Source organism: Nostoc sp. C057 (genome assembly GCF_013393925.1).
Classification (GTDB): Bacteria; Cyanobacteriota; Cyanobacteriia; order Cyanobacteriales; family Nostocaceae; genus Nostoc; species Nostoc muscorum_A.
Map to the genome: position 1 here is coordinate 3922531 of NZ_CP040281.1, position 18445 is coordinate 3940975.

Sequence of the window (18445 nt, forward strand, 5' to 3'; positions counted from 1 at the left end):
TTCAGTATCCCTTGTGAGGAGTGATTATGAAACCTTTTATGCTAATAAGTTCCATTTTGGCAGCCAGCTTAATTATCAGTGCGCCCACAGTTGTATTTGCTCACATTGGACATGGTGATGAATTTCAGGCAAAGGGCGGCATCAATCGCGTGAAAGTCAATGCCCAAACCGACCAACTGTTAGGCATTGTTGTCACGCCAATCGCCTCCTCTGCCAAATCTGGATCTGCCGTGATGATTCCGGTGACGGCATTGGTTGATGCCGATGGCAAGCAGCTAGTATTTGTGCAGTATAAAGATTTTTATGAGCCAGTAGAAATTACAACTGGTGCGACTAAAGGCGAACTAATCACTGTTACCAAAGGATTGTCGGTTGGGGAAAAGCTCATTACCCAAGGTAGTTTGTCGCTCTATGCCGAATCGCGTAAAACCCAAACCGCCGATACAGCACCCAGTCCAGCCGCGATCGCTACTCCTAAAACTGATACAGCCCATGCTCAGGCAGATGCTAAAGGAATACCTCATAGCCATGATACTAGCGGTAATCTCGTCTCACAGGCTGGTGAAACAACTCAGCAATCGGGCGGATTGCCGATGGGTATCTTAGCAGGAGTTGGTGGTGGAGTTGTGCTTGTGGGCGGAGCGATCGCTATTATTGCTGGCAATCGCAAGAACAAGGGAGGAGTTTAATTGAGATGTTGAACTCCATTCTGAATCAGATTCTCAAAAACTCAATTGCCCAGCGTTGGCTTATTGTTACTTGTGCGATTTTAGTGACGCTGTGGGGAGTTTTCAGTGTGACACAGATGCCACTGGACGTTTTTCCCGAATTTGCTCCCCCCCAAGTAGATATTCAAACCGAAGTTTCAGGACTAGCTCCAGAAGAAGTGGAATCACAAATTACCGTGCCAATTGAAAGCGCGGTGAATGGTTTGCCGGGGGTGACTACGGTGCGATCTTCTTCCAAAGTTGGGCTGTCAATGGTTCAGGTGGTGTTTGACCAGGATGCCGACATTTATAAAGCCCGGCAATCGGTAACAGAACGACTCCAGCAGGTGACAAATCAGTTACCTGAAGGGGTGCATCCACCGGAAATTTCACCGTTAGCATCGCCGTTGGGTACGATTTTACAGTATGCCTTTACGGTCAATGGGCAGGGGAAAACCTCGCTAATGGATTTGCGCCGTCTGGTGGATACTACCCTGAGCAACCAAATTTTGTCTGTGCCGGGAGTCACCCAAGTTACGATCTACGGCGGTGATGAACGACAGGAACAGGTGCTAGTTGATCCAGCAAAATTGCGATCGCTCAATGTTTCCCTGACCGAAGTGACCAATGCTGCCAGAGGCGCAAATTCCAACGCTCCTGGTGGATTCTTAATTGGTGGTGGTCAAGAACTGTTAGTACGCGGTATTGGGCAGGTGAAATCAGTTGCAGATTTGCAGCAATCTGTGGTACAGGTGCAAGATGGTAAACCGATTTTGCTCAAAGATGTAGCGGAAGTAAAAACGGGTGCAGCACTAAAGCGGGGGGATGCTAGTTTTAATGGGCAGCCGGCTGTGGTGATGATGATTAACAAACAGCCTGATGTTGATACTCCCACGGTGACAAAAGCAGTAGAAGCGATGCTGCAATCTTTGCAACCAAGCTTTCCCCCTGATGTGCAAGTGGCGCGGACGTTCCGGCAGTCTAACTTTATTGATACTGCTATTGGTAATGTTAGTAGTTCTCTGATCCAAGGCATCATCATCGTGACGGTGATTATGCTGTTATTTCTAATGAATTGGCGCACTGCCGTAATTACTTTAAGTGCAATTCCTCTGTCACTGTTGATTGGCTTAATGTTCATGAAAGCTTTTGGCTTGGGCATTAACACCATGACCTTGGGCGGTTTAGTCGTAGCCATTGGCTCAGTTGTGGATGACTCAATCGTGGACATGGAGAACTGCTATCGCGGACTCCGAACTAATCAGGCACAGGGCAACCCGAAGCATCCCTTCGAGGTGGTGTATGACACTTCAGTGGAAGTGCGGTTAGCCGTGATTTTTTCTACGGTGATCATCGTAGTCGTGTTTGCACCAATTTTTAGTTTGACAGGTGTTGAGGGCAACATTTTTGCACCAATGGGTTGGGCGTATTTGCTTTCAATCTGTGCGTCTACTTTGGTGGCCATGACCCTTTCGCCTGCCCTCTGTGCAATTCTGCTGGCAAACCAAACCCTACCGCAAGAAGGTACATTCATTTCGCGTTGGGCAGAACGGTTGTATCGTCCATTGCTAAATCTATCGCTGCGATGGCCTCAAATTATTTTGGGTGTAGCACTTGCAGCCTTGGTTGCTGCTTTTGCCATCGTTCCCTCCTTGGGACGGGTGTTTCTCCCCGAATTTCAGGAGAAATCATTGGTCAATTCAATGGTTTTATTTCCGGGTGTTTCGCTAGATATGACCAATCGGGCTGGGATAGCGTTATCTAATACGCTCAAAGATAATCCTCTATATGAATGGGTGCAATTGCGGGTAGGACGCGCTCCAGGAGATGCAGATGGGGCTGGAGTCAGTATGGCTCATGTGGATGTAGAACTGAGCGATCGCGCCCTCCAAGACCGCGAAGCCAGCATCAAACAATTGCGTGAGGCATTCACTAAATTACCCGGTGTTGCTCCCAACATTGGCGGGTTTATTTCCCACCGCATGGATGAAGTGCTGTCGGGGGTCAGAAGTGCGATCGCTGTAAAAATCTTTGGCCCGGATTTAATCGAACTGCGAAAGATTGGTGAACAAGTGCGAGATGTGATTCAGCCCATCGCTGGGGTTGTAGACTTGCAGCTTGAACCCCAACTACCCATTCGTCAGGTACAAATTCAATACAATCGTGCGGCAGCCGCTACCTATGGATTGAGTATGGAGCAGTTATCGAACGTGGTAGAAACTGCCCTGAATGGTCGTGTAGTATCGCAAGTGGCAGAAAATCAGCAGCTCATTGATATTTCTATCTCCTTGACGGAGAAAGCCCGCAATAGTTTAGATGCCATTCGCGCTATTCCTCTGATTACCCCAACTGGTCAAACTATCCAGTTGGGTGCTGTAGCCAAAGTAGACTACGGTATGGGAGCGAATGTTGTAAATCGGGAAGATGTGTCACGGCTGATTGTCGTTTCGGCAAACGTTGCTGATCGCGATTTGGGCAGTGTTGTCGGCGATATTCAATCCCAAATTCAACAGAAAATCAAACTCCCTAATGGCTATTTCATCCAGTACGGTGGACAGTTTGAGTCAGAGCAGCGTGCCACTAATAACCTACTGGTGTTTAGCATCCTGGCGGCGATTGTGATTACGGTGTTGATGTTCTTCTCCGTTAAATCCCTTTCCGCCACGATCACCATCATGCTCAATCTGCCTTTGGCTTTGGTAGGTGGTATTATCTCCATTGCCTTGAGTGGCGGTGTGATTTCGATCGCTTCTCTAATCGGTTTCATTACCCTATTTGGTGTTGCTGTTCGCAATGGCTTGTTGCTGGTAGACAACTACAACAACAAGTTTGCCGAAGGAATGCCCCTCAAAGATGTAATTATCAACGGTTCTCTAGAACGAGTGAACGCCATTCTGATGACGGCACTCACTTCCGCACTGGGGATGCTGCCTTTGGCGATCGCCAGTGGAGCTGGAAATGAAATTCTGCAACCCTTAGCAATTGTAGTTTTGGGCGGTTTATTTACTTCTACAGCTTTGACTTTATTGGTTATTCCTGCTCTCTACGCTAAGTTTGGCAAACAGTTGATGCCTAAACAGAAACCTGTTTTGATTAACCAAACATGGTCAAACTAATAAAGCACCCGAAGTTGCTCAAAGTCTGCAACCGGGTTTGACTCGTGCAGAAATTGATTGGTTGACCGCAAAGTTTTCGTGGGTATTGCCAGAGGAAGTTTATAAACACAAATTAGTAGCATCAGTGCATGAGCGTGAGTCGCACGCCCCTGGTAAAGCCTCGCTAGCTCTAAGTTCTCTAGACGTTATAAACAAACTCTGGTAAGATGCCCATTATTATTTTTATTTACTGAGATATCAACTATATTTATATAGAAATTACTCAGTAATAATTTAAAGGTGTGAGCAGTCACAAACTTTTTTAAATAAATGAACAAATTTCTCCTCACTTTATTTTCTAGCCCTGCACTGTTTGCGTCTGTGATCTCTATAGTCATGATGACTCAACCATCTCAAGCAAATCAGACAGTGGATGCAGCAGGCAACCATCTTTCTTGCATACAATCCCCCCACTCAGCAACGAAGAAAATGGTCTGCATAAGGGTTAGCAATACTATTGCTTCTGCATCTACATCAAGAGTGAAACCAGCCCAAGCTCAACAAAATGAGGATAGAGCTATAGAGTTTACCGCTCCCGAAGCCCAACTAGAGCAGGGTAGTGCTGTAGAGTTAGCCTATGCCTCTATCCAAGAGCTTCCTGAGTTAGAATTCACTGATGAAGAGAGTGAAACTTCCATAGCTTTATTTGGCTGCGATTGCCCGCCCTGCTTAAATGCTCTGCGTCAGATGCGGGGTTTGCCTGGTTTGGCAGGCTAGATTAAATTCAATGGTCATAGATTGAATATCATCAATTTGTACTGGGTTTAAATCAGATGATATGCTAAAAAAATTCTCTGGCAGGGCTTTGTAAACCAGGTGTAGTATGAGACGATCGCATTTGGATAATTTTACCCTTTACTGCAAATCCAGCGAATACTTACTTAAGTATTAATAAATATATTATACTTATAATCCATTGCCATAAAAATGGCTTCTGCAAGCCATAGAACTTCTTCAGAAGCCATTATAAATAATTCACGTATAAAATTATACTATTCTACGGTGACGCTTTTAGCAAGGTTACGAGGCTGATCGACATCCAAACCGCGACGGGCAGCGATATGATAAGCCAATAATTGCAAAGGAACTACTGTCAGAATCGGAGAAAGTAATTCTTCTACATGAGAGACGGGAAGAAGATCGTTAAAGATTTCCGCAGCTTCGCCATCGTTGACGGGAGTCACGCCAATTAACCGAGAATCTCTGGCTTTGGCTTCTTGGGCATTAGAAATAACTTTTTCGTACACACTACCAGGAATTGCGATCGCAACTACTGGTACTTTCGCATCTAAAAGTGCGATCGGGCCATGTTTCATTTCTCCAGCCGGATACCCTTCGGCGTGAATGTAGCTGATTTCTTTTAATTTCAACGCCCCTTCTAAAGCAATGGGGAAGTTGATTCCTCTTCCTATAAAAATAAAATCTTGGGTTTCGGCGAATTCGTGGGCTAGCTGTTCAGTTAAACGTTCCTGACTTTCCAAAGTTGCCTCAATTTCTTTAGGAATCTGCCGCAACCCGTTAATAATTTTATCTAATGTGTCTTTTGAAACAGTCTGACGACGCGCGGCTAAATCCAATGCCAAAGCATAAAAGGCCATCAGTTGGGCGGTAAAAGTTTTTGTCGCCGCCACCCCAATTTCAATTCCTGCTAAGGTACTGATAACGTGCGGTACTAAATGACCAAGGCTGCTTTCGGGGCGATTGGTAATACCCAGTAGTCGCGCTTGATATTTAGGTTCTCTCCCTTGGCGACGTTCTTTTTCCATCGTCAAAGCTGCTAGGGTATCGGCAGTTTCGCCGGATTGGGTAACACCGATAATCAACGTGTTAGCCGTCACGGGTGATGGTGCATAGCGATACTCAGAAGCGTAATGTACCTGAGTTGAAATTCCTGCTAATTGTTCGAGTAAATATTTTCCGATTAATGCTGCGTGCCAACTGGTACCACAGGCGAGGATCTGAATTTGTTCTAAATCTTTGTATAAATCCGCAGGTAAACCAAGATTGATTGGCGATTCGGTAGATTCAGCTGGATTAAAGTAAGCGTCTAAACTAGCTCTTACTACCCCTGGTTGCTCATGAATTTCTTTGAGCATGAAGTGTTTGAATCCCTGCTTTTCTACCAATGCAGGATTGAAGTTGAGCAACCGGGGTTGTTTTTTCAACCTGTCGCCAGCAAAATTGTAAATCTCAACGCCCAAAGGTGTGAGGCGGGCAATTTCGCCATTTTCCAGAGGTAGCACCGCACGGGTGTAGGCAACGATCGCAGGCGTATCAGATGCACAAAAGAATTCCCCTTGCCCAAAACCAATTACCAAAGGGGCTTGTTGGCGGACAACAATCAATTCATCGGGGTAGTCAGCAGAAATAACTGCGATCGCAAATGCCCCTTGCAGGTGGTTAACGGCTTGGCGAATTGCCTCCAAGAAGGGAGATGAGGAAGATGAGGGGGGAATATTCTTTAAAAATTCGGCTATGAGATGGGGAATTACTTCAGTATCAGTTTCAGAAACAAACTGATGTCCTTTTGCTTTGAGTTCTTCGCGTAAGTCGCGGTAATTTTCAATAATGCCATTTTGTACCACCGCCACTCGCTTTGCCGTATCTAAATGGGGATGGGCGTTGTATTCTTCTGGTTTACCATGAGTTGCCCAACGAGTGTGACCAATACCAATCTGGGCGGGGGCTTCTATCTGTTCTAGTTTAGAGCGCAGGTTATGCAGTTTACCCTTTGCCCGCACACAATTCACCTCACCTTCCCAAACAGTGGCGATTCCAGCAGAATCGTAGCCCCTGTACTCTAGTTTTTCCAGCCCAGCCAGTAAAATGTCTGTCGCCGCTTGAGTGCCTATATATCCAACGATTCCGCACATTGTTCACACCGCTTTTTTTCAGGATGATTAAATCCAGTATAGTGTTTAGCACAAACTCGACGTTTTGCAAAGAAAAAAGGGAGTAATATTACTCCCTCTACCACTAGGTATTGTTATGGATTTTGGGCTTTTAAAGCAGATTCACAGTCAGCTTTTGACCTGACAGTACAAATACGCTTCTAGGATTTAAGTACCCAGAGATTTTTATCCCCAATCTAAAATTAAAATTTCGTAAAGCAGGTAGTGTCCACTCTACGATGCTAAAGGTGCTTGATATTGACACACTTCAAAGTCTTAAGTTCCGAGTTCCGAGTTCTGAGTGAAGAATCAAGAAATTAGCTTTTTTGATTTACTTCTTTTTGTCTCAGCACTCAGCACTCGGCACCAGCTTTTTAGTAAGCCAGACCCATACTGCGAGTTGTTTCAGCGCCCAGGTAAACCCGGATGCTCAAAAAGTCGGTGGGACAAGCGGTTTCGCAGCGCTTACAGCCCACGCAGTCTTCTGTACGGGGTGAAGAGGCAATTTGAGCAGCTTTACAGCCATCCCAAGGAACCATCTCAAGTACATCAGTAGGGCAAGCGCGGACGCATTGGGTGCAGCCAATGCAGGTATCGTAGATTTTTACGGTGTGAGACATTGAAAAAACCGCTCCTTTCGAGTGTTCTTCTCTGCGAAAGAATCATAATCAACGCATAGTTTACCGCAGTGTTTGATAGGCCGTAATCAAAAGGCTACATAACTTCAAACAATGTAATGAGCACGCTTAATAAGTCGTTTTTCCGAGATTGCCCCTATTGCTCTATTTATTAGCAACATTAGATGAGCGTATTTACTCTAGCCCTATACCATAATGAGGTTTAATAGTAAAAATAAATGAAACAAAAGTCAATCTACAAGGCTAAATGCAGAAGTTATCTATGGTAACTATTTAGCAATCCTTATACCGATTCTATGTGAAGCTGTACTTGATTAATGTAGGGGCAATACATAAATTGCCCCTACAGCTTCTAGGTTTTCATAACTCTTAATAAGCACATTTCCAAACAGAAAATTCAATTCTGATTGTTATAGATTATGGACTCAGCACTAGTTGCCATTCTCTGCTTTGCGAATTCCATTTAGGTAATTGAGTTTCACCGACAACATAGGGGCCCCAATAACGACGGGAGCCATCTTGTGCGAAGGCAACTAAAATATCTCCCTTTTCCAGCTTTAAATTATTCTGAGGTAGGGATAGAACCAATCCCTTCTCACTACCTTCTTGGGGGGCAAAATCCCAATGTGCTGGTACATCGTAGTTAGCCTGTTTAGTACTAGAGCCTTTTGCTACCGACTGTCGTGCCAGTAGAGCTAGGCGTACAGGTTGATTGGTTTGATTGCTCATCCGCAAAGTTCCTTGATTCTTAGCCTTGCTTGCTGATTTGTCACGCTCTGCTAAGACAGGATAAGTATTCTCTTTACTACTATGTTCTACTTTATTGGTTGGAGTAGATAGATTAACGGAAATACCTTTTTCAGATGAAACAGGTTTAGATAAAGTTGTCTCCCACTCTTGAGTTTCACTTGGCAGTTGTGAAGATGTATCTGGGTTTGTGGACTCAAAGGATACACTCACTCCAAAGCATCCCACCAGAGCAACAAGCAGTCCCAAGCAACAAGCTGTAACACCGACGTTACGATACACTAAAGATTTCATATTGATAGTTTTTAGAAATAAATATTTTGTCTAGGCTTGACCAAATAGTAGCCTATTATCACGAAAGACAATTATGAAAAGTAGCTTAAGATAGATTTTATTCAGATTAAGCACATCAATGTATTATAAATATCATTTTGATTAGAAAATATTTAGAGGGAATTATTTCATTGATGACTGAAAAACAACAGTTACAGACACTAATTGCTTTGTGTATTCACCGTAGGCTTGGATAAAAACAAGAAAATTAGATACCGAACCAGCCAATGTATTTGTATAGAAAAATAAAAATATCGTGAAAATACTAGCAGAGACAACAAAGTATCTTTTGCCATCCCAGATGATAAATATATTTCATCTTGGGTTAGAACAAGCAGCCTTGAAACTGCCTGTACTTCCTTAAAGATGATAAGATGTGGAAATTTCAATCAACGCTGGAAACCCAGCATATATTTATAATATTAACAAATAAGCTTAGGCTAAAACCAATATATTCTTTAATAATATAAAGATATTTCAAGATATGTTGACTTTTTCCCAGAAGTCTATCTGATGCAAAACACTCGTCTGAATAACTTGTTGGGTGCCATTGCTACACGCTTAGGGCAATGGTTTTTAAATCCTTGGCGGCGATTATCGTTGCTGATAATTAGTTTTTTGTTTGGTTTTTTTCTGGGAAACGCAGTTTCCACTACAGCTGGTCAACGGGCAGAGTTAGATATTGTGGTAGCTGGTTTTTTAGTAGTGTTAACGGAAGTCACCAGTAGGATATTTTACAGCCAGAGCTTTTTTACTAGGCGATCGCTTTTTGTAGACTCACTAAATCTCCTCAAAGTTGGTTTTACCTACAGCCTGTTTCTCGAAGCCTTTAAGCTGGGATCGTGAGAATGGGAAGCAAGCGGGACAGGGAGACAGAGGGGCATAAGGGGAAATTATGAGTTTGTGGTTGGGTGAAATTTTAATTTCAGAAACTGTAAGTGAAACTTGGCAGCAGCAAGCAAGAGAAGCAGCACTAGCAGATAGGTTAAGGGCAAAAGCTTTTGGGATCGCGCCGGCAAATGTCGATGATGCGATCGCTTTTCGAGTGCATTTACTAAAATCTGTCTTCCCAGCTTTTAGCCAATTCTGCCAAACTACCCTCCAAATCGAACCCAAGAAAATGTTACAAGTACTGTGGGACTTGTGGCTGCCTTTGGGGATCAAACTAGCATCGCAGCGCCAACAGTTGGAACGCCCTTTGATTCAGGGAATATTGGGAGGACAAGGCACTGGTAAAACTACAATGTCTAAGGTTCTCAGTTTGATTTTGAATCAGTTGGGATACCGGACTCTGAGTTTATCTTTGGATGACTTATATAAAACTTACAGCGATCGCTTGGTTTTAACACAGCAAGATCCCCGCTTGATTTGGCGCGGCCCACCAGGAACCCACGATGTAGATTTAGGCTTAGATGTACTAGATCAGATCCGTCAGTCGCAAAGTTCAGTTATGGTTCCCCGCTTCGATAAATCTGCATACAAAGGCGCTGGCGATCGCACTACTTCAGAAATGGTTACAGATGTAGATATTGTACTATTTGAAGGTTGGTTTGTGGGTGTACGACCAATTAATGCAGATGTATTTGATACTGCACCACCGCCAATTGTCACAAATAAAGATAGAGCATTTGCTCGTGATATGAATCTTCGCCTCCACGATTATTTACCCTTGTGGGATCGATTGGACAGCTTAATTGTGCTATATCCAACCGATTATCGCTGTTCTTTGGAATGGCGCAAACAGGCAGAACAGCAAATGATCGCTGCGGGTAAGTCGGGGATGACCAATGCAGAGATAGAGGAATTTGTCAATTATTTTTGGCGATCGCTTCACCCGGAATTATTTATCAAGCCGTTGGTAAAAGATGCAACAGTAGTTGATCTAGTGGTTGAAATTCATGCCGATCATAGCTTTGGTGAAGTTTATTGCGATCGGGCTAATTCGTAATTCGTAGCAATCATGTCCGGTGGGTAATAGTTATGATTGCCAAAGTCATTGTATTCCTCACGCCAGTTGCTCACTTGGGCAAACGCCTTAGTGCTAGCCTCTCCATTTGGGAAAAGATCGCGCTGGCTCCTTTTAATGCCCTCCTTACTTGCGGGCTATCCATTTCCCGGATCTTTACCAACAAAACCACAACTCACTTAAACATAAGACTAATGGATAGACCACAAGGGAAGGGGAGTAAGATTCAAGGTTTCTTGGAGCGAGAAAATTAACAGCAGGATTTAGTAGACTACTTGCCACCAACCGAAAGCTGGGCCAATAAAACGGATAGTTGCCCATCCTATAACCATAAGGATAATCCCTATCCAAGCACCACGAGTTGTCCAACTGACAAATTGTTCGCCTTGAATTTTTGTGATGGGAAGCCAAGGCAAGATTCGAGTCTCTTGACCGTATGTTTCCCCTTGTGTGGTTTTGCGACGCTTTGCTTCACCCATAATTAGCAACTCAAATTTTACTTAGGTTCTAAATTTATCTTGCCAGGAATTATGGCTATAGACAATTGGGGAATGGGGCATGAGAATGACCTTAAGCAGAATTTTCCTCATCGGTATTAGAAAACAAACTTGGGTCGAGATAGTTAATACGTGCCAGAGGACTTAAGGCGGCGAGAATTTGAGCGCCGTAGCTACGATTAACTACACGACTATCAAGTAAAGCAACAATGCCTTGACTTTCTCGGACTGGCGCGATCGCTCTTTGTAATTCATTCAAGGCTGCTGGCAATAAATATAAACGAAACCAATCTTGATGCGATCGCTTATAAAGAGCTACCCTACCAGCGACTAGCGGATTTTCTAAAGATGGTAAAGGTAAAGTAGCAATAATTAACAAATGGGGTGCTGGTAAGACTCGCTGATGTTCTCGCCAAAATTCCCAACCGCTAATTAAAATACCATTTTCATCTAAACAAGTTTTTTCTACCTGCACCCGCGAACCAAATTCGGAAGCCAAAATTGTCGCCACTTGAGCCTTTAGTGGGACATCTCCCACCAAGACAACCGTTAATCCTGGTGCTGTAGCACTTAGACAAACCAGTGTGCGGACTTTGTGAATAAATGCCGCTTGAAATTCTGGTGTGTTAGGTAAGGGCAATTTATAGGGTACATACAGTTGAATTGCTTCCGCTTGACTCTCCGAGGAGAACTTCAAACAAGTTAAATCTTCCAAACCAAGGCGCTGTCGGAAAAGAGGAGCCTCAGTTTCCGGTTCTATGGCGCTACCAATCAAAACTACTGGTTGTCGCTGCCATAAGGGTAAGAGGATTTCTCTTAATTCCATTGGGGCATAGTGCAAAGAAAATAAACCTTGTCTATGGGCTATAGTCGCCCAGAAGAGGGGAGGGGGAGCAGGGGAGGCAGGGGAGGAAAGATTTTCATCAAGGGTTTGAAATTGTTGCCAGAATTTTTTCCAGGGTTCTGGCAGTGATTGTACTGATTCTAAAGCTAAATAGAGACGGCTTAAAATATCTATTTCTGGCTGGGAAATGAGATAGCACTGATATGGATTAACAGGATGCTGAAAAAGCTCGTGTGTCAGCTGTATCCGTGCTTCGCTAATTGCCTCAGCTTGATTTGGACAAGCCAACATGAGTTCGTCCCAATCATGGGGTTGAATATCTTGGGTAAGTTGATCGCGTACCCAATCTTCGAGATCATCTACCCCATCAATAATTGTGGGGATACCTTGGGGAAAGCGATCGCCACCAGCAAATTGTCCTCTTAACCAAGCTTCTGGAGAGGTTAACAGTAGCCCTTGGAACTCAGCATCAGGCCAAGCGTCACCTGTTCTAATTGATTTATTGGCTGGTAGCCACTGCTGTAGACGCGGAATTTCTATCCGCAGCAGAAGTTGCTGCACTGGTTCTTGAGCAACAATAATTACAGGGCCGTGCCACATTAGGGCTGATGCTACAAAACTAGTGCGATACCGCCCTTGATAGCCACAAACCGCTCCTACTTGAATTAGGGCACTACGCCCCAGGCGCAAGGCGCGTGCTACCAACCGTGCCATCGTCAAATGATGGGGCCAGGAAGGGAACCCCGCTTGCGATCGCAAAAAGTTATGTAGTGACAAATGAACTTCTGCCTCAATCACACGCTTTTAATTCCATACAAAGTGATTTTTACTTCCAATTGCCCCATTTCTCTTATCTTGTCCTTTGTCATTTGTCTTTTGCCATTGATCCAAAACCAATGACCAATGACAAATGATCAATCACCCAACACCCTGAATTATGACAACTTACACAGGAATTTCCAGCGAAGCCTTCAGGCATCCACTAGATCGCCAAGCCGAGCAAGCTTTACGAAATTTACCGGGATTTGATTTAATCGCTCGTAAATTTGTGGAATTTATCTACGAACGCCCTCAATTAGTCTATCTAATGGGTAACACCATCCAAGTCGGGCCGCGTCAGTATTCCACTATTTACCAGATGTTTCGGGAATGCGTCCGAGATTTGGACATTTACCCAGAACCCGCGCTGTTTGTCTCGCAAGATCCCCAAGCAAATAGCTATGCACTGGGGCAAGAGAATCCTTACATAGTCATAAATACAGGGATACTAGACTTACTAGACGAAGCTGAGATTCGGGCGGTGCTAGCCCATGAACTGGGGCATATTAAATGTGGTCATACTATTTTAATTCAAATGGCGATGTGGGCGATGAGTGCTGCTTCTGCCTTGGGCGAATTGACCTTTGGCCTCGGTAATCTTGTAACACAAGGCTTGATTTACGCCTTTTTTGAGTGGCGGCGTAAAGCCGAGTTATCGTCAGATCGCGCCGCACTACTGGTAATGGATGACTTGAATCCTGTAATGTCAACCATGATGAAACTCTCTGGCGGTAGTCACAAATATGCCAATGAATGTAGTTTACAAGAGTTTATCAAGCAGTCAGAAAATTATCAGGCACTGGATGAAGATGGACTGAATCAGATATATAAATTTTTGATATACAACGGCGCTCAGGGTACGATGTTGAGTCATCCCTTCCCAGTTGAACGCCTGCATTACTTACGGGCGTGGGCAGTATCCGAAGAATACCAGCAAATTCGCCAAGGAAATTATCAGCGATCGCCTGCTTCTGGCTCAGTAAATGTTGCAGCAGAATCTTCCCCAAATGAAACAGATAATTTGCGCCGTCAAATTGAGGAATTACGACGGGAAATCAACAGAATGAGAAGACCTGATACTGATTCGTAATTAAGGAGCAATCACATAGGGCGGGCACTGGTATTAGTAAATAGTGCCTAGCCTACTTAATATTGATGCAAGATGCTAATTATACCACGTTAACGCACTCTTTGGGGTAGTATAAATTCAATATTCAAAATTAAAAACTTGAATATTGCTTAACTATATCTGAGCATTAAATTTAGATGTAGGCATTTATCAATATGGCAATTCACTTGACAAAACGGCTTTCTGTGTTCGCTACTATTCTAGCTCTTGTCCTTTCCATGCCGGGAATTGCCTTAGCTACACCGGTTCAACTCCATACTACTTCTGGAGTCATTTTCGCCCAAATTACCAAAACTGCAAGTTACTCCACCTTGTCGGATATTAATCTGACTCCCCTACAACGCCAAGAACTCCAGGCTGTGCGTCAGAGAAGAAACAGGGAAATTGAGGCAATCTTAAACACATCGCAACGTGCCCAACTTAATCGCAATCTCCGGGCTGGTAATAATATGAATCAAGCCCTAGAAAAACTGCATTTGCAACCAGACCAGCAAGATTTTGTAAAGGCGATCATACAATTTACTAACTTGAAAATGAAAGCTATTTCATCTAGGCATTCGCTAACAGTAGACTATAAATAAAGGTTTGACTTGTGCATTAGATTATTAAATCGTTGTCATAGAAAATATCAATTATATTTTCTATGAGAGTCTTTTGGATAAAATGCGATCAAGCGATGTCTACGACGGGCTACGCCTACGCACTTTTTATTTAAAAGTTAAAAAACTGTGATACTCAATTTCTATCACCTAAGTAGGACGGCGGAAATAATTAAAGGTTTGTAGTAAGGACTTCAGTCCTTCTTTTAGGACTAAAGTCCTTACTACGAACTGGATTACAATAATTTTACATTACTTAATATGGTTTGAATTATTCACACCGACTTACTTAAGTTATGGAAACAGTTGACTAATCTGAACTTCAATTTCTGGAAATGCCATCAAAGATAAAGTTGCATCCTCCGGCAAAATAAATTTCAGATTGTAGCCTTCCAAACCCGGTTCACGGAAAACATAAACCTGACGCTGATTCACATCCAAAATCCAGTAATCAGCAATTCCTGCATTAGCATATAAAGGTGCTTTCTGTTTGCGATCGGTGTCTAGTGTTGTATCTGCTACCTCAATGAGTAAAAAGATTTCATTGGGTGCAGGATGATGATCAATGTACTTTCGCGCATCAATGCGGACAACGGCAATATCTGGTTCAGGTTCCGAGTATTGGCTTAATTGAATCGGATCTTGCACCCTAACTAAGGCAACTTCTGCTAGCGAACGCTTGAGATAGTCAGATGCACACAGCGTTGTCGCTGCGTGTGGAGGATTTTTGGCACTCATGGGGATAACTTGCCCATCAATCAGTTCTACCCGTTCATCGGCTGTGATAATACCCGTCTCAAGCATCCGGTGATATTCATCTACATTCCACAAGCGCACTCTAGTTTGTGTCATTGTATTTGGTTTGGCGATATTATCATCTGCAAAGTGCAAATATCTCTTACTCTCAACTTTTGCAGCATCTATAATTAATCTTGCCCTATTTAGTTCGTTACCATGTCGGAAGAAGATATCCGAGCCGCAAGGCTGGAGAAAGTAGAACAACTCAAGCAGCTAGGAACTAATCCCTATGCCTATCGTTGGGAATCTACCCATCATGCAACGCAGTTGCAAGAACAGTTTGCCGATTTAGCCAGTGGTGAAGAAGTTGATTTAGAAGTTGCGATCGCTGGACGCATTATGGCGCGTCGCGTTTTTGGTAAACTGGCTTTCTTCACCTTGCAAGATGAAACTGGCACAATTCAGCTTTATTTGGATAAAAATCGCATCCAAGAAAGCATGGCAGATATTGATGCTGATGCCTTCAATCATTTAAAACAACTCACAGATGCAGGCGACATCCTGGGAGTTAAAGGTACTATTAAACGGACTGAAAAGGGCGAGTTATCTGTCTACGTTAAACAATATACTATCCTGACTAAATCCCTGTTGCCGCTACCCGACAAGTGGCATGGATTAACGGATGTTGCCAAGCGCTACCGTCAGCGTTACGTTGACTTGATTGTTAACCCAGAAGTGCGACAAACTTTCCGCCGTCGCGCCCAAATTACTGCCGGTATTCGCCGCTATTTAGAAGAACGGGATTTTCTGGAAATTGAAACGCCAGTTTTGCAAAGTGAGACTGGGGGTGCAGATGCGCGTCCATTTATCACTTACCACAACACATTAGAAATGGAGTTGTATCTGCGAATTGCCACAGAACTTCATCTCAAACGGTTGATTGTAGGTGGTTTTGAAAAGGTGTTTGAATTGGGGCGGGTTTTCCGCAATGAGGGAATTTCTACTCGACATAATCCCGAATTTACGACAATTGAACTTTACCAAGCCTACGCCGATTACAACGATATGATGGCGCTGACTGAGGGGATTATTACCACTGTCGCCCAAGATGTACTCGGCACATTGCAAATCACCTACCAAGGGGAACCTATAGATTTGACACCACCTTGGCGGCGAGTGACAATGCACGATTTAGTTAAAGAATTTGCAGGCTTAGATTTCAATTCTTTCCAAACATTGGAAGAAGCAAAAACAGCGAGTAAAAATGCTGGTATTCCTGGTATAGATGAAGCGAAATCAATTGGTAAGTTACTAAATTTAGCTTTTGAAGAAAAGGTAGAAGCTAATTTAATTCAACCTACTTTTGTCATTGATTACCCTGTAGAAATTTCGCCCTTAGCAAAACCTCACCGTTCTCAACCTGGTTTGGTGGAAAGATTTGAGTTATTTATCGTCGGGCGAGAAACTGGAAACAGCTTCTCAGAACTTACCGATCCCATCGATCAAAGAGAACGCCTAGAAGCCCAAGCTGAAAGAAAAGCTGCTGGCGACTTAGAAGCCCAAGGTGTGGATGAAGATTTTCTAACAGCCCTTGAATACGGTATGCCGCCTACAGGTGGTTTAGGGATTGGGATCGATCGGTTGGTAATGTTATTAACTGATTGTGCCAGTATTCGGGATGCGATCGCCTTCCCGCTACTCAAGCCTGAAGGCAGCGTTATTAAGCAATTTACCTATGAGCCAAAAACTCAAACACTGACTATTGAATTTGATAGTGGAAGTGTTTACGAGTATTTCAAAGTACCTCCCAGTGTCAAGGATGACTTAGATAATGCACCGTCTAAAGGTCAACACTTTAACAAGTTTATTAAAGGGAAATTCAAGTTTGAACAGTTGAGTTGACCTACTTAGGGACTTCCAAATAGAAAAATATCCAAAACTGACGCAATAATCTTCTCCATTTCTCCTCTCTCTGTGTTCTCTGCGTCTCTGCGGTTCGTTTATTTCTTGGAAATACTCTTACAGCATATAAACTAGTTGGGTGCGTTATGGTTTTGCCTAACGCACCATTTTTATTACCTAAGTTGCACTCGCTGATTCTATATGATATTCCTTTAAAGGAATAAAACCTTGACATTCCTTATAAGGAATACTATACTGTGAGGTAGAAAGTGACCTGGACTTGGGAACTTTATCTAGATGTCAATGGGGAAATCCCCAAAGATTTGCTGGCTTTTTTCATCAGGATGATTCCCGAAGAAGAGCAACCAGAAAATCCACCAAAGCCATTACTGAGTGCTTCCGAAACCAAGCGTCTACAAGTTAATCTTAGCTACCTGTGCGACAAAGGACTCGCATCACTTACCAGTGGCATCTTTGAGAAACTGGAAGATGATTTGTATGAGTTACGGATGACTAAGAGCGAACATAATCCACGGTTTATCTTAACGGCTGCTACTCCTCAGAGATTTGTGGTGCTGCACGCCTTTATGAAGAAATACGACGGCGCTATCAAAGATAGAGACAAAGAACCTGCAAGAGTAAGATTGCGTGAATTGCAGCAAAGGGAAAAGTCATGAAAAAGCCTAATTTTCAAGCTTGGTTGCAGCAAGAGGTAAGCGACGAACCAGAGGTGATTTTGGCGGGGAAGTTAGAGTATTTGCGCCTTTATCTTACCGATGCTATGCGGGAAATACGTAATAAATCAGGGTTGACTCAGGCACAACTAGCTCAAAAACTGGGAGTAAAGCAAGCTGCGGTGTCCAAGTTAGAGTCGGCTTTAAAGGAACATGAATTAGAATCAGTGTTGCACTATTTACACGCTTTGGGTGCAGATTTGCTGATAGCCGTCAAACAAGGAGATGACTTATATCAAGCTAGCGATAACGAAGGTGTATTGCTGGTAGATGTACCAGATGTAGTTGCACAAAAGGCATTGGCGGCAAATATGAGCGTGCGGGAATATGTGCATGTAGCCGTTGAGAAGTTTTCCCGCGAGAATGATGGACTGAGAACAGCTTTGGTAAAACTGCTGGAAAGTGAAGATTCAGTAGCGGTGAAAGTGAGAGAGCGTTTGGGTTCAAGGACAACCCAAGAAGTTGCTGTAGAGTTGGAAAAATGTTCGAGTCTATCGGAGGAAGAAGACAGGATTTTTGCTGTCAAAAATGTTTTGGCTGCTAATGTGGCAGTTGGAGAAAGTAATCGCGGAACTAGTGAAGAAATTGATGAAATTGAGTTGTTGGATTTAGCTGAAGAATTGCTAGATAAATTATCAGAAATATTTGACCAAAATATCTAAATAAATATGCACAAGGGATTTAGGAATTCTAAAATAAAAGAAGTTAGACAAAACCGCAGCACTGAATTTTATTTTTTCCTAAAA

Annotated in this window: 16 protein-coding genes; 10 read left to right on the top strand and 6 right to left on the bottom strand. The window is 43.3% G+C overall.

The window, feature by feature from the left end; all coding sequences use genetic code 11:
* Positions 1-38: 38 nt before the first annotated feature.
* From FD724_RS16865 to FD724_RS16875, 3 genes are all read left to right on the top strand, one after another.
* Entirely contained in the window at positions 39-689 is a 651-nt protein-coding gene (locus FD724_RS16865; RefSeq protein ID WP_256874293.1) for a cobalt transporter, read from the top strand.
* Between the two features lie 5 nt (positions 690-694).
* Positions 695-3823 carry an efflux RND transporter permease subunit gene (locus tag FD724_RS16870; RefSeq protein WP_179073418.1) on the top strand — a complete coding sequence of 1043 codons (3129 nt, stop codon included), beginning with the start codon at positions 695-697 and terminating at the stop codon, positions 3821-3823.
* Positions 3824-4132: 309 nt separating this feature from the next.
* Entirely contained in the window at positions 4133-4579 is a 447-nt protein-coding gene (locus FD724_RS16875; RefSeq protein ID WP_179073419.1) for a hypothetical protein, read from the top strand.
* Positions 4580-4854: 275 nt separating this feature from the next.
* Here FD724_RS16875 and glmS read toward each other — a convergent pair whose 3' ends face one another.
* The 3 genes from glmS to FD724_RS16890 form a co-directional block, all read right to left on the bottom strand.
* Positions 4855-6735 carry a glutamine--fructose-6-phosphate transaminase (isomerizing) gene (gene glmS / locus FD724_RS16880; RefSeq protein WP_179073420.1) on the bottom strand — a complete coding sequence of 627 codons (1881 nt, stop codon included), beginning with the start codon at positions 6733-6735 and terminating at the stop codon, positions 4855-4857.
* Between the two features lie 392 nt (positions 6736-7127).
* Positions 7128-7373, bottom strand: a complete 246-nt coding sequence (gene psaC, locus FD724_RS16885) for a photosystem I iron-sulfur center protein PsaC (protein ID WP_012411495.1) — start codon at positions 7371-7373, stop codon at positions 7128-7130.
* Between the two features lie 435 nt (positions 7374-7808).
* Positions 7809-8432: a hypothetical protein gene (locus tag FD724_RS16890; RefSeq protein WP_179073421.1), complete on the bottom strand. Its 624-nt coding sequence runs from the start codon at positions 8430-8432 to the stop codon at positions 7809-7811.
* Positions 8433-8984: 552 nt separating this feature from the next.
* Here FD724_RS16890 and FD724_RS16895 point away from each other — a divergent pair.
* Both FD724_RS16895 and FD724_RS16900 read left to right on the top strand, forming a co-directional pair.
* Entirely contained in the window at positions 8985-9317 is a 333-nt protein-coding gene (locus FD724_RS16895; protein WP_179073422.1) for a DUF565 domain-containing protein, read from the top strand.
* A gap of 49 nt (positions 9318-9366) precedes the next feature.
* Positions 9367-10419: a glycerate kinase gene (locus FD724_RS16900; RefSeq protein WP_179073423.1), complete on the top strand. Its 1053-nt coding sequence runs from the start codon at positions 9367-9369 to the stop codon at positions 10417-10419.
* 281 nt (positions 10420-10700) lie between these two features.
* Here FD724_RS16900 and FD724_RS16905 read toward each other — a convergent pair whose 3' ends face one another.
* Together FD724_RS16905 and FD724_RS16910 are read right to left on the bottom strand one after the other, a co-directional pair.
* Positions 10701-10916 carry a DUF2839 domain-containing protein gene (locus FD724_RS16905; protein ID WP_114081445.1) on the bottom strand — a complete coding sequence of 72 codons (216 nt, stop codon included), beginning with the start codon at positions 10914-10916 and terminating at the stop codon, positions 10701-10703.
* A 91-nt stretch (positions 10917-11007) separates the two neighbouring features.
* The gene (locus FD724_RS16910; protein ID WP_179073424.1) at positions 11008-12576 is read right to left on the bottom strand and encodes an ATP-dependent DNA helicase; all 1569 of its coding nucleotides are present in this window, start codon (positions 12574-12576) and stop codon (positions 11008-11010) included.
* Between the two features lie 139 nt (positions 12577-12715).
* On the opposite strand from FD724_RS16910, the gene FD724_RS16915 reads away from it, so the two are divergent.
* Together FD724_RS16915 and FD724_RS16920 are read left to right on the top strand one after the other, a co-directional pair.
* A complete protein-coding gene (locus tag FD724_RS16915; protein ID WP_179073425.1) occupies positions 12716-13687 on the top strand; it encodes a M48 family metallopeptidase in 972 nt (323 codons plus the stop codon).
* 194 nt (positions 13688-13881) lie between these two features.
* Positions 13882-14307 (top strand): hypothetical protein, encoded by a 426-nt coding sequence (locus FD724_RS16920; RefSeq protein ID WP_114081448.1) that lies wholly within the window; start codon positions 13882-13884, stop codon positions 14305-14307.
* Positions 14308-14619: 312 nt separating this feature from the next.
* On the opposite strand, the gene FD724_RS16925 is transcribed toward FD724_RS16920, so the two are convergent.
* Positions 14620-15177 (bottom strand): Uma2 family endonuclease, encoded by a 558-nt coding sequence (locus tag FD724_RS16925; RefSeq protein ID WP_179073426.1) that lies wholly within the window; start codon positions 15175-15177, stop codon positions 14620-14622.
* Positions 15178-15279: 102 nt separating this feature from the next.
* On the opposite strand from FD724_RS16925, the gene lysS reads away from it, so the two are divergent.
* The 3 genes from lysS (at position 15280) to FD724_RS16940 (ending at position 18361) form a co-directional block, all read left to right on the top strand.
* Positions 15280-16965 (top strand): lysine--tRNA ligase, encoded by a 1686-nt coding sequence (gene lysS / locus FD724_RS16930; protein ID WP_179073427.1) that lies wholly within the window; start codon positions 15280-15282, stop codon positions 16963-16965.
* A 269-nt stretch (positions 16966-17234) separates the two neighbouring features.
* On the top strand, positions 17235-17642 hold the full coding sequence (locus FD724_RS16935; protein WP_179073428.1) for a type II toxin-antitoxin system RelE/ParE family toxin: 408 nt from the start codon (positions 17235-17237) through the stop codon (positions 17640-17642).
* Positions 17639-18361 carry a helix-turn-helix domain-containing protein gene (locus FD724_RS16940; RefSeq protein WP_179073429.1) on the top strand — a complete coding sequence of 241 codons (723 nt, stop codon included), beginning with the start codon at positions 17639-17641 and terminating at the stop codon, positions 18359-18361. The genes FD724_RS16935 and FD724_RS16940 overlap by 4 nt, the downstream gene beginning before the upstream one ends.
* The last annotated feature ends 84 nt before the right edge of the window (positions 18362-18445 follow it).

Coding starts and splice junctions, on each gene's coding strand:
- FD724_RS16865 (WP_256874293.1), top strand. CDS start 39: ATGCTAATAAGTTCCATTTTGGCAGCCAGCTTAATTATCAGTGCGCCC.
- FD724_RS16870 (WP_179073418.1), top strand. CDS start 695: ATGTTGAACTCCATTCTGAATCAGATTCTCAAAAACTCAATTGCCCAG.
- FD724_RS16875 (WP_179073419.1), top strand. CDS start 4,133: ATGAACAAATTTCTCCTCACTTTATTTTCTAGCCCTGCACTGTTTGCG.
- glmS (WP_179073420.1), bottom strand. CDS start 6,735: ATGTGCGGAATCGTTGGATATATAGGCACTCAAGCGGCGACAGACATT.
- psaC (WP_012411495.1), bottom strand. CDS start 7,373: ATGTCTCACACCGTAAAAATCTACGATACCTGCATTGGCTGCACCCAA.
- FD724_RS16890 (WP_179073421.1), bottom strand. CDS start 8,432: ATGAAATCTTTAGTGTATCGTAACGTCGGTGTTACAGCTTGTTGCTTG.
- FD724_RS16895 (WP_179073422.1), top strand. CDS start 8,985: ATGCAAAACACTCGTCTGAATAACTTGTTGGGTGCCATTGCTACACGC.
- FD724_RS16900 (WP_179073423.1), top strand. CDS start 9,367: ATGAGTTTGTGGTTGGGTGAAATTTTAATTTCAGAAACTGTAAGTGAA.
- FD724_RS16905 (WP_114081445.1), bottom strand. CDS start 10,916: ATGGGTGAAGCAAAGCGTCGCAAAACCACACAAGGGGAAACATACGGT.
- FD724_RS16915 (WP_179073425.1), top strand. CDS start 12,716: ATGACAACTTACACAGGAATTTCCAGCGAAGCCTTCAGGCATCCACTA.
- FD724_RS16920 (WP_114081448.1), top strand. CDS start 13,882: ATGGCAATTCACTTGACAAAACGGCTTTCTGTGTTCGCTACTATTCTA.
- FD724_RS16925 (WP_179073426.1), bottom strand. CDS start 15,177: ATGACACAAACTAGAGTGCGCTTGTGGAATGTAGATGAATATCACCGG.
- lysS (WP_179073427.1), top strand. CDS start 15,280: ATGTCGGAAGAAGATATCCGAGCCGCAAGGCTGGAGAAAGTAGAACAA.
- FD724_RS16940 (WP_179073429.1), top strand. CDS start 17,639: ATGAAAAAGCCTAATTTTCAAGCTTGGTTGCAGCAAGAGGTAAGCGAC.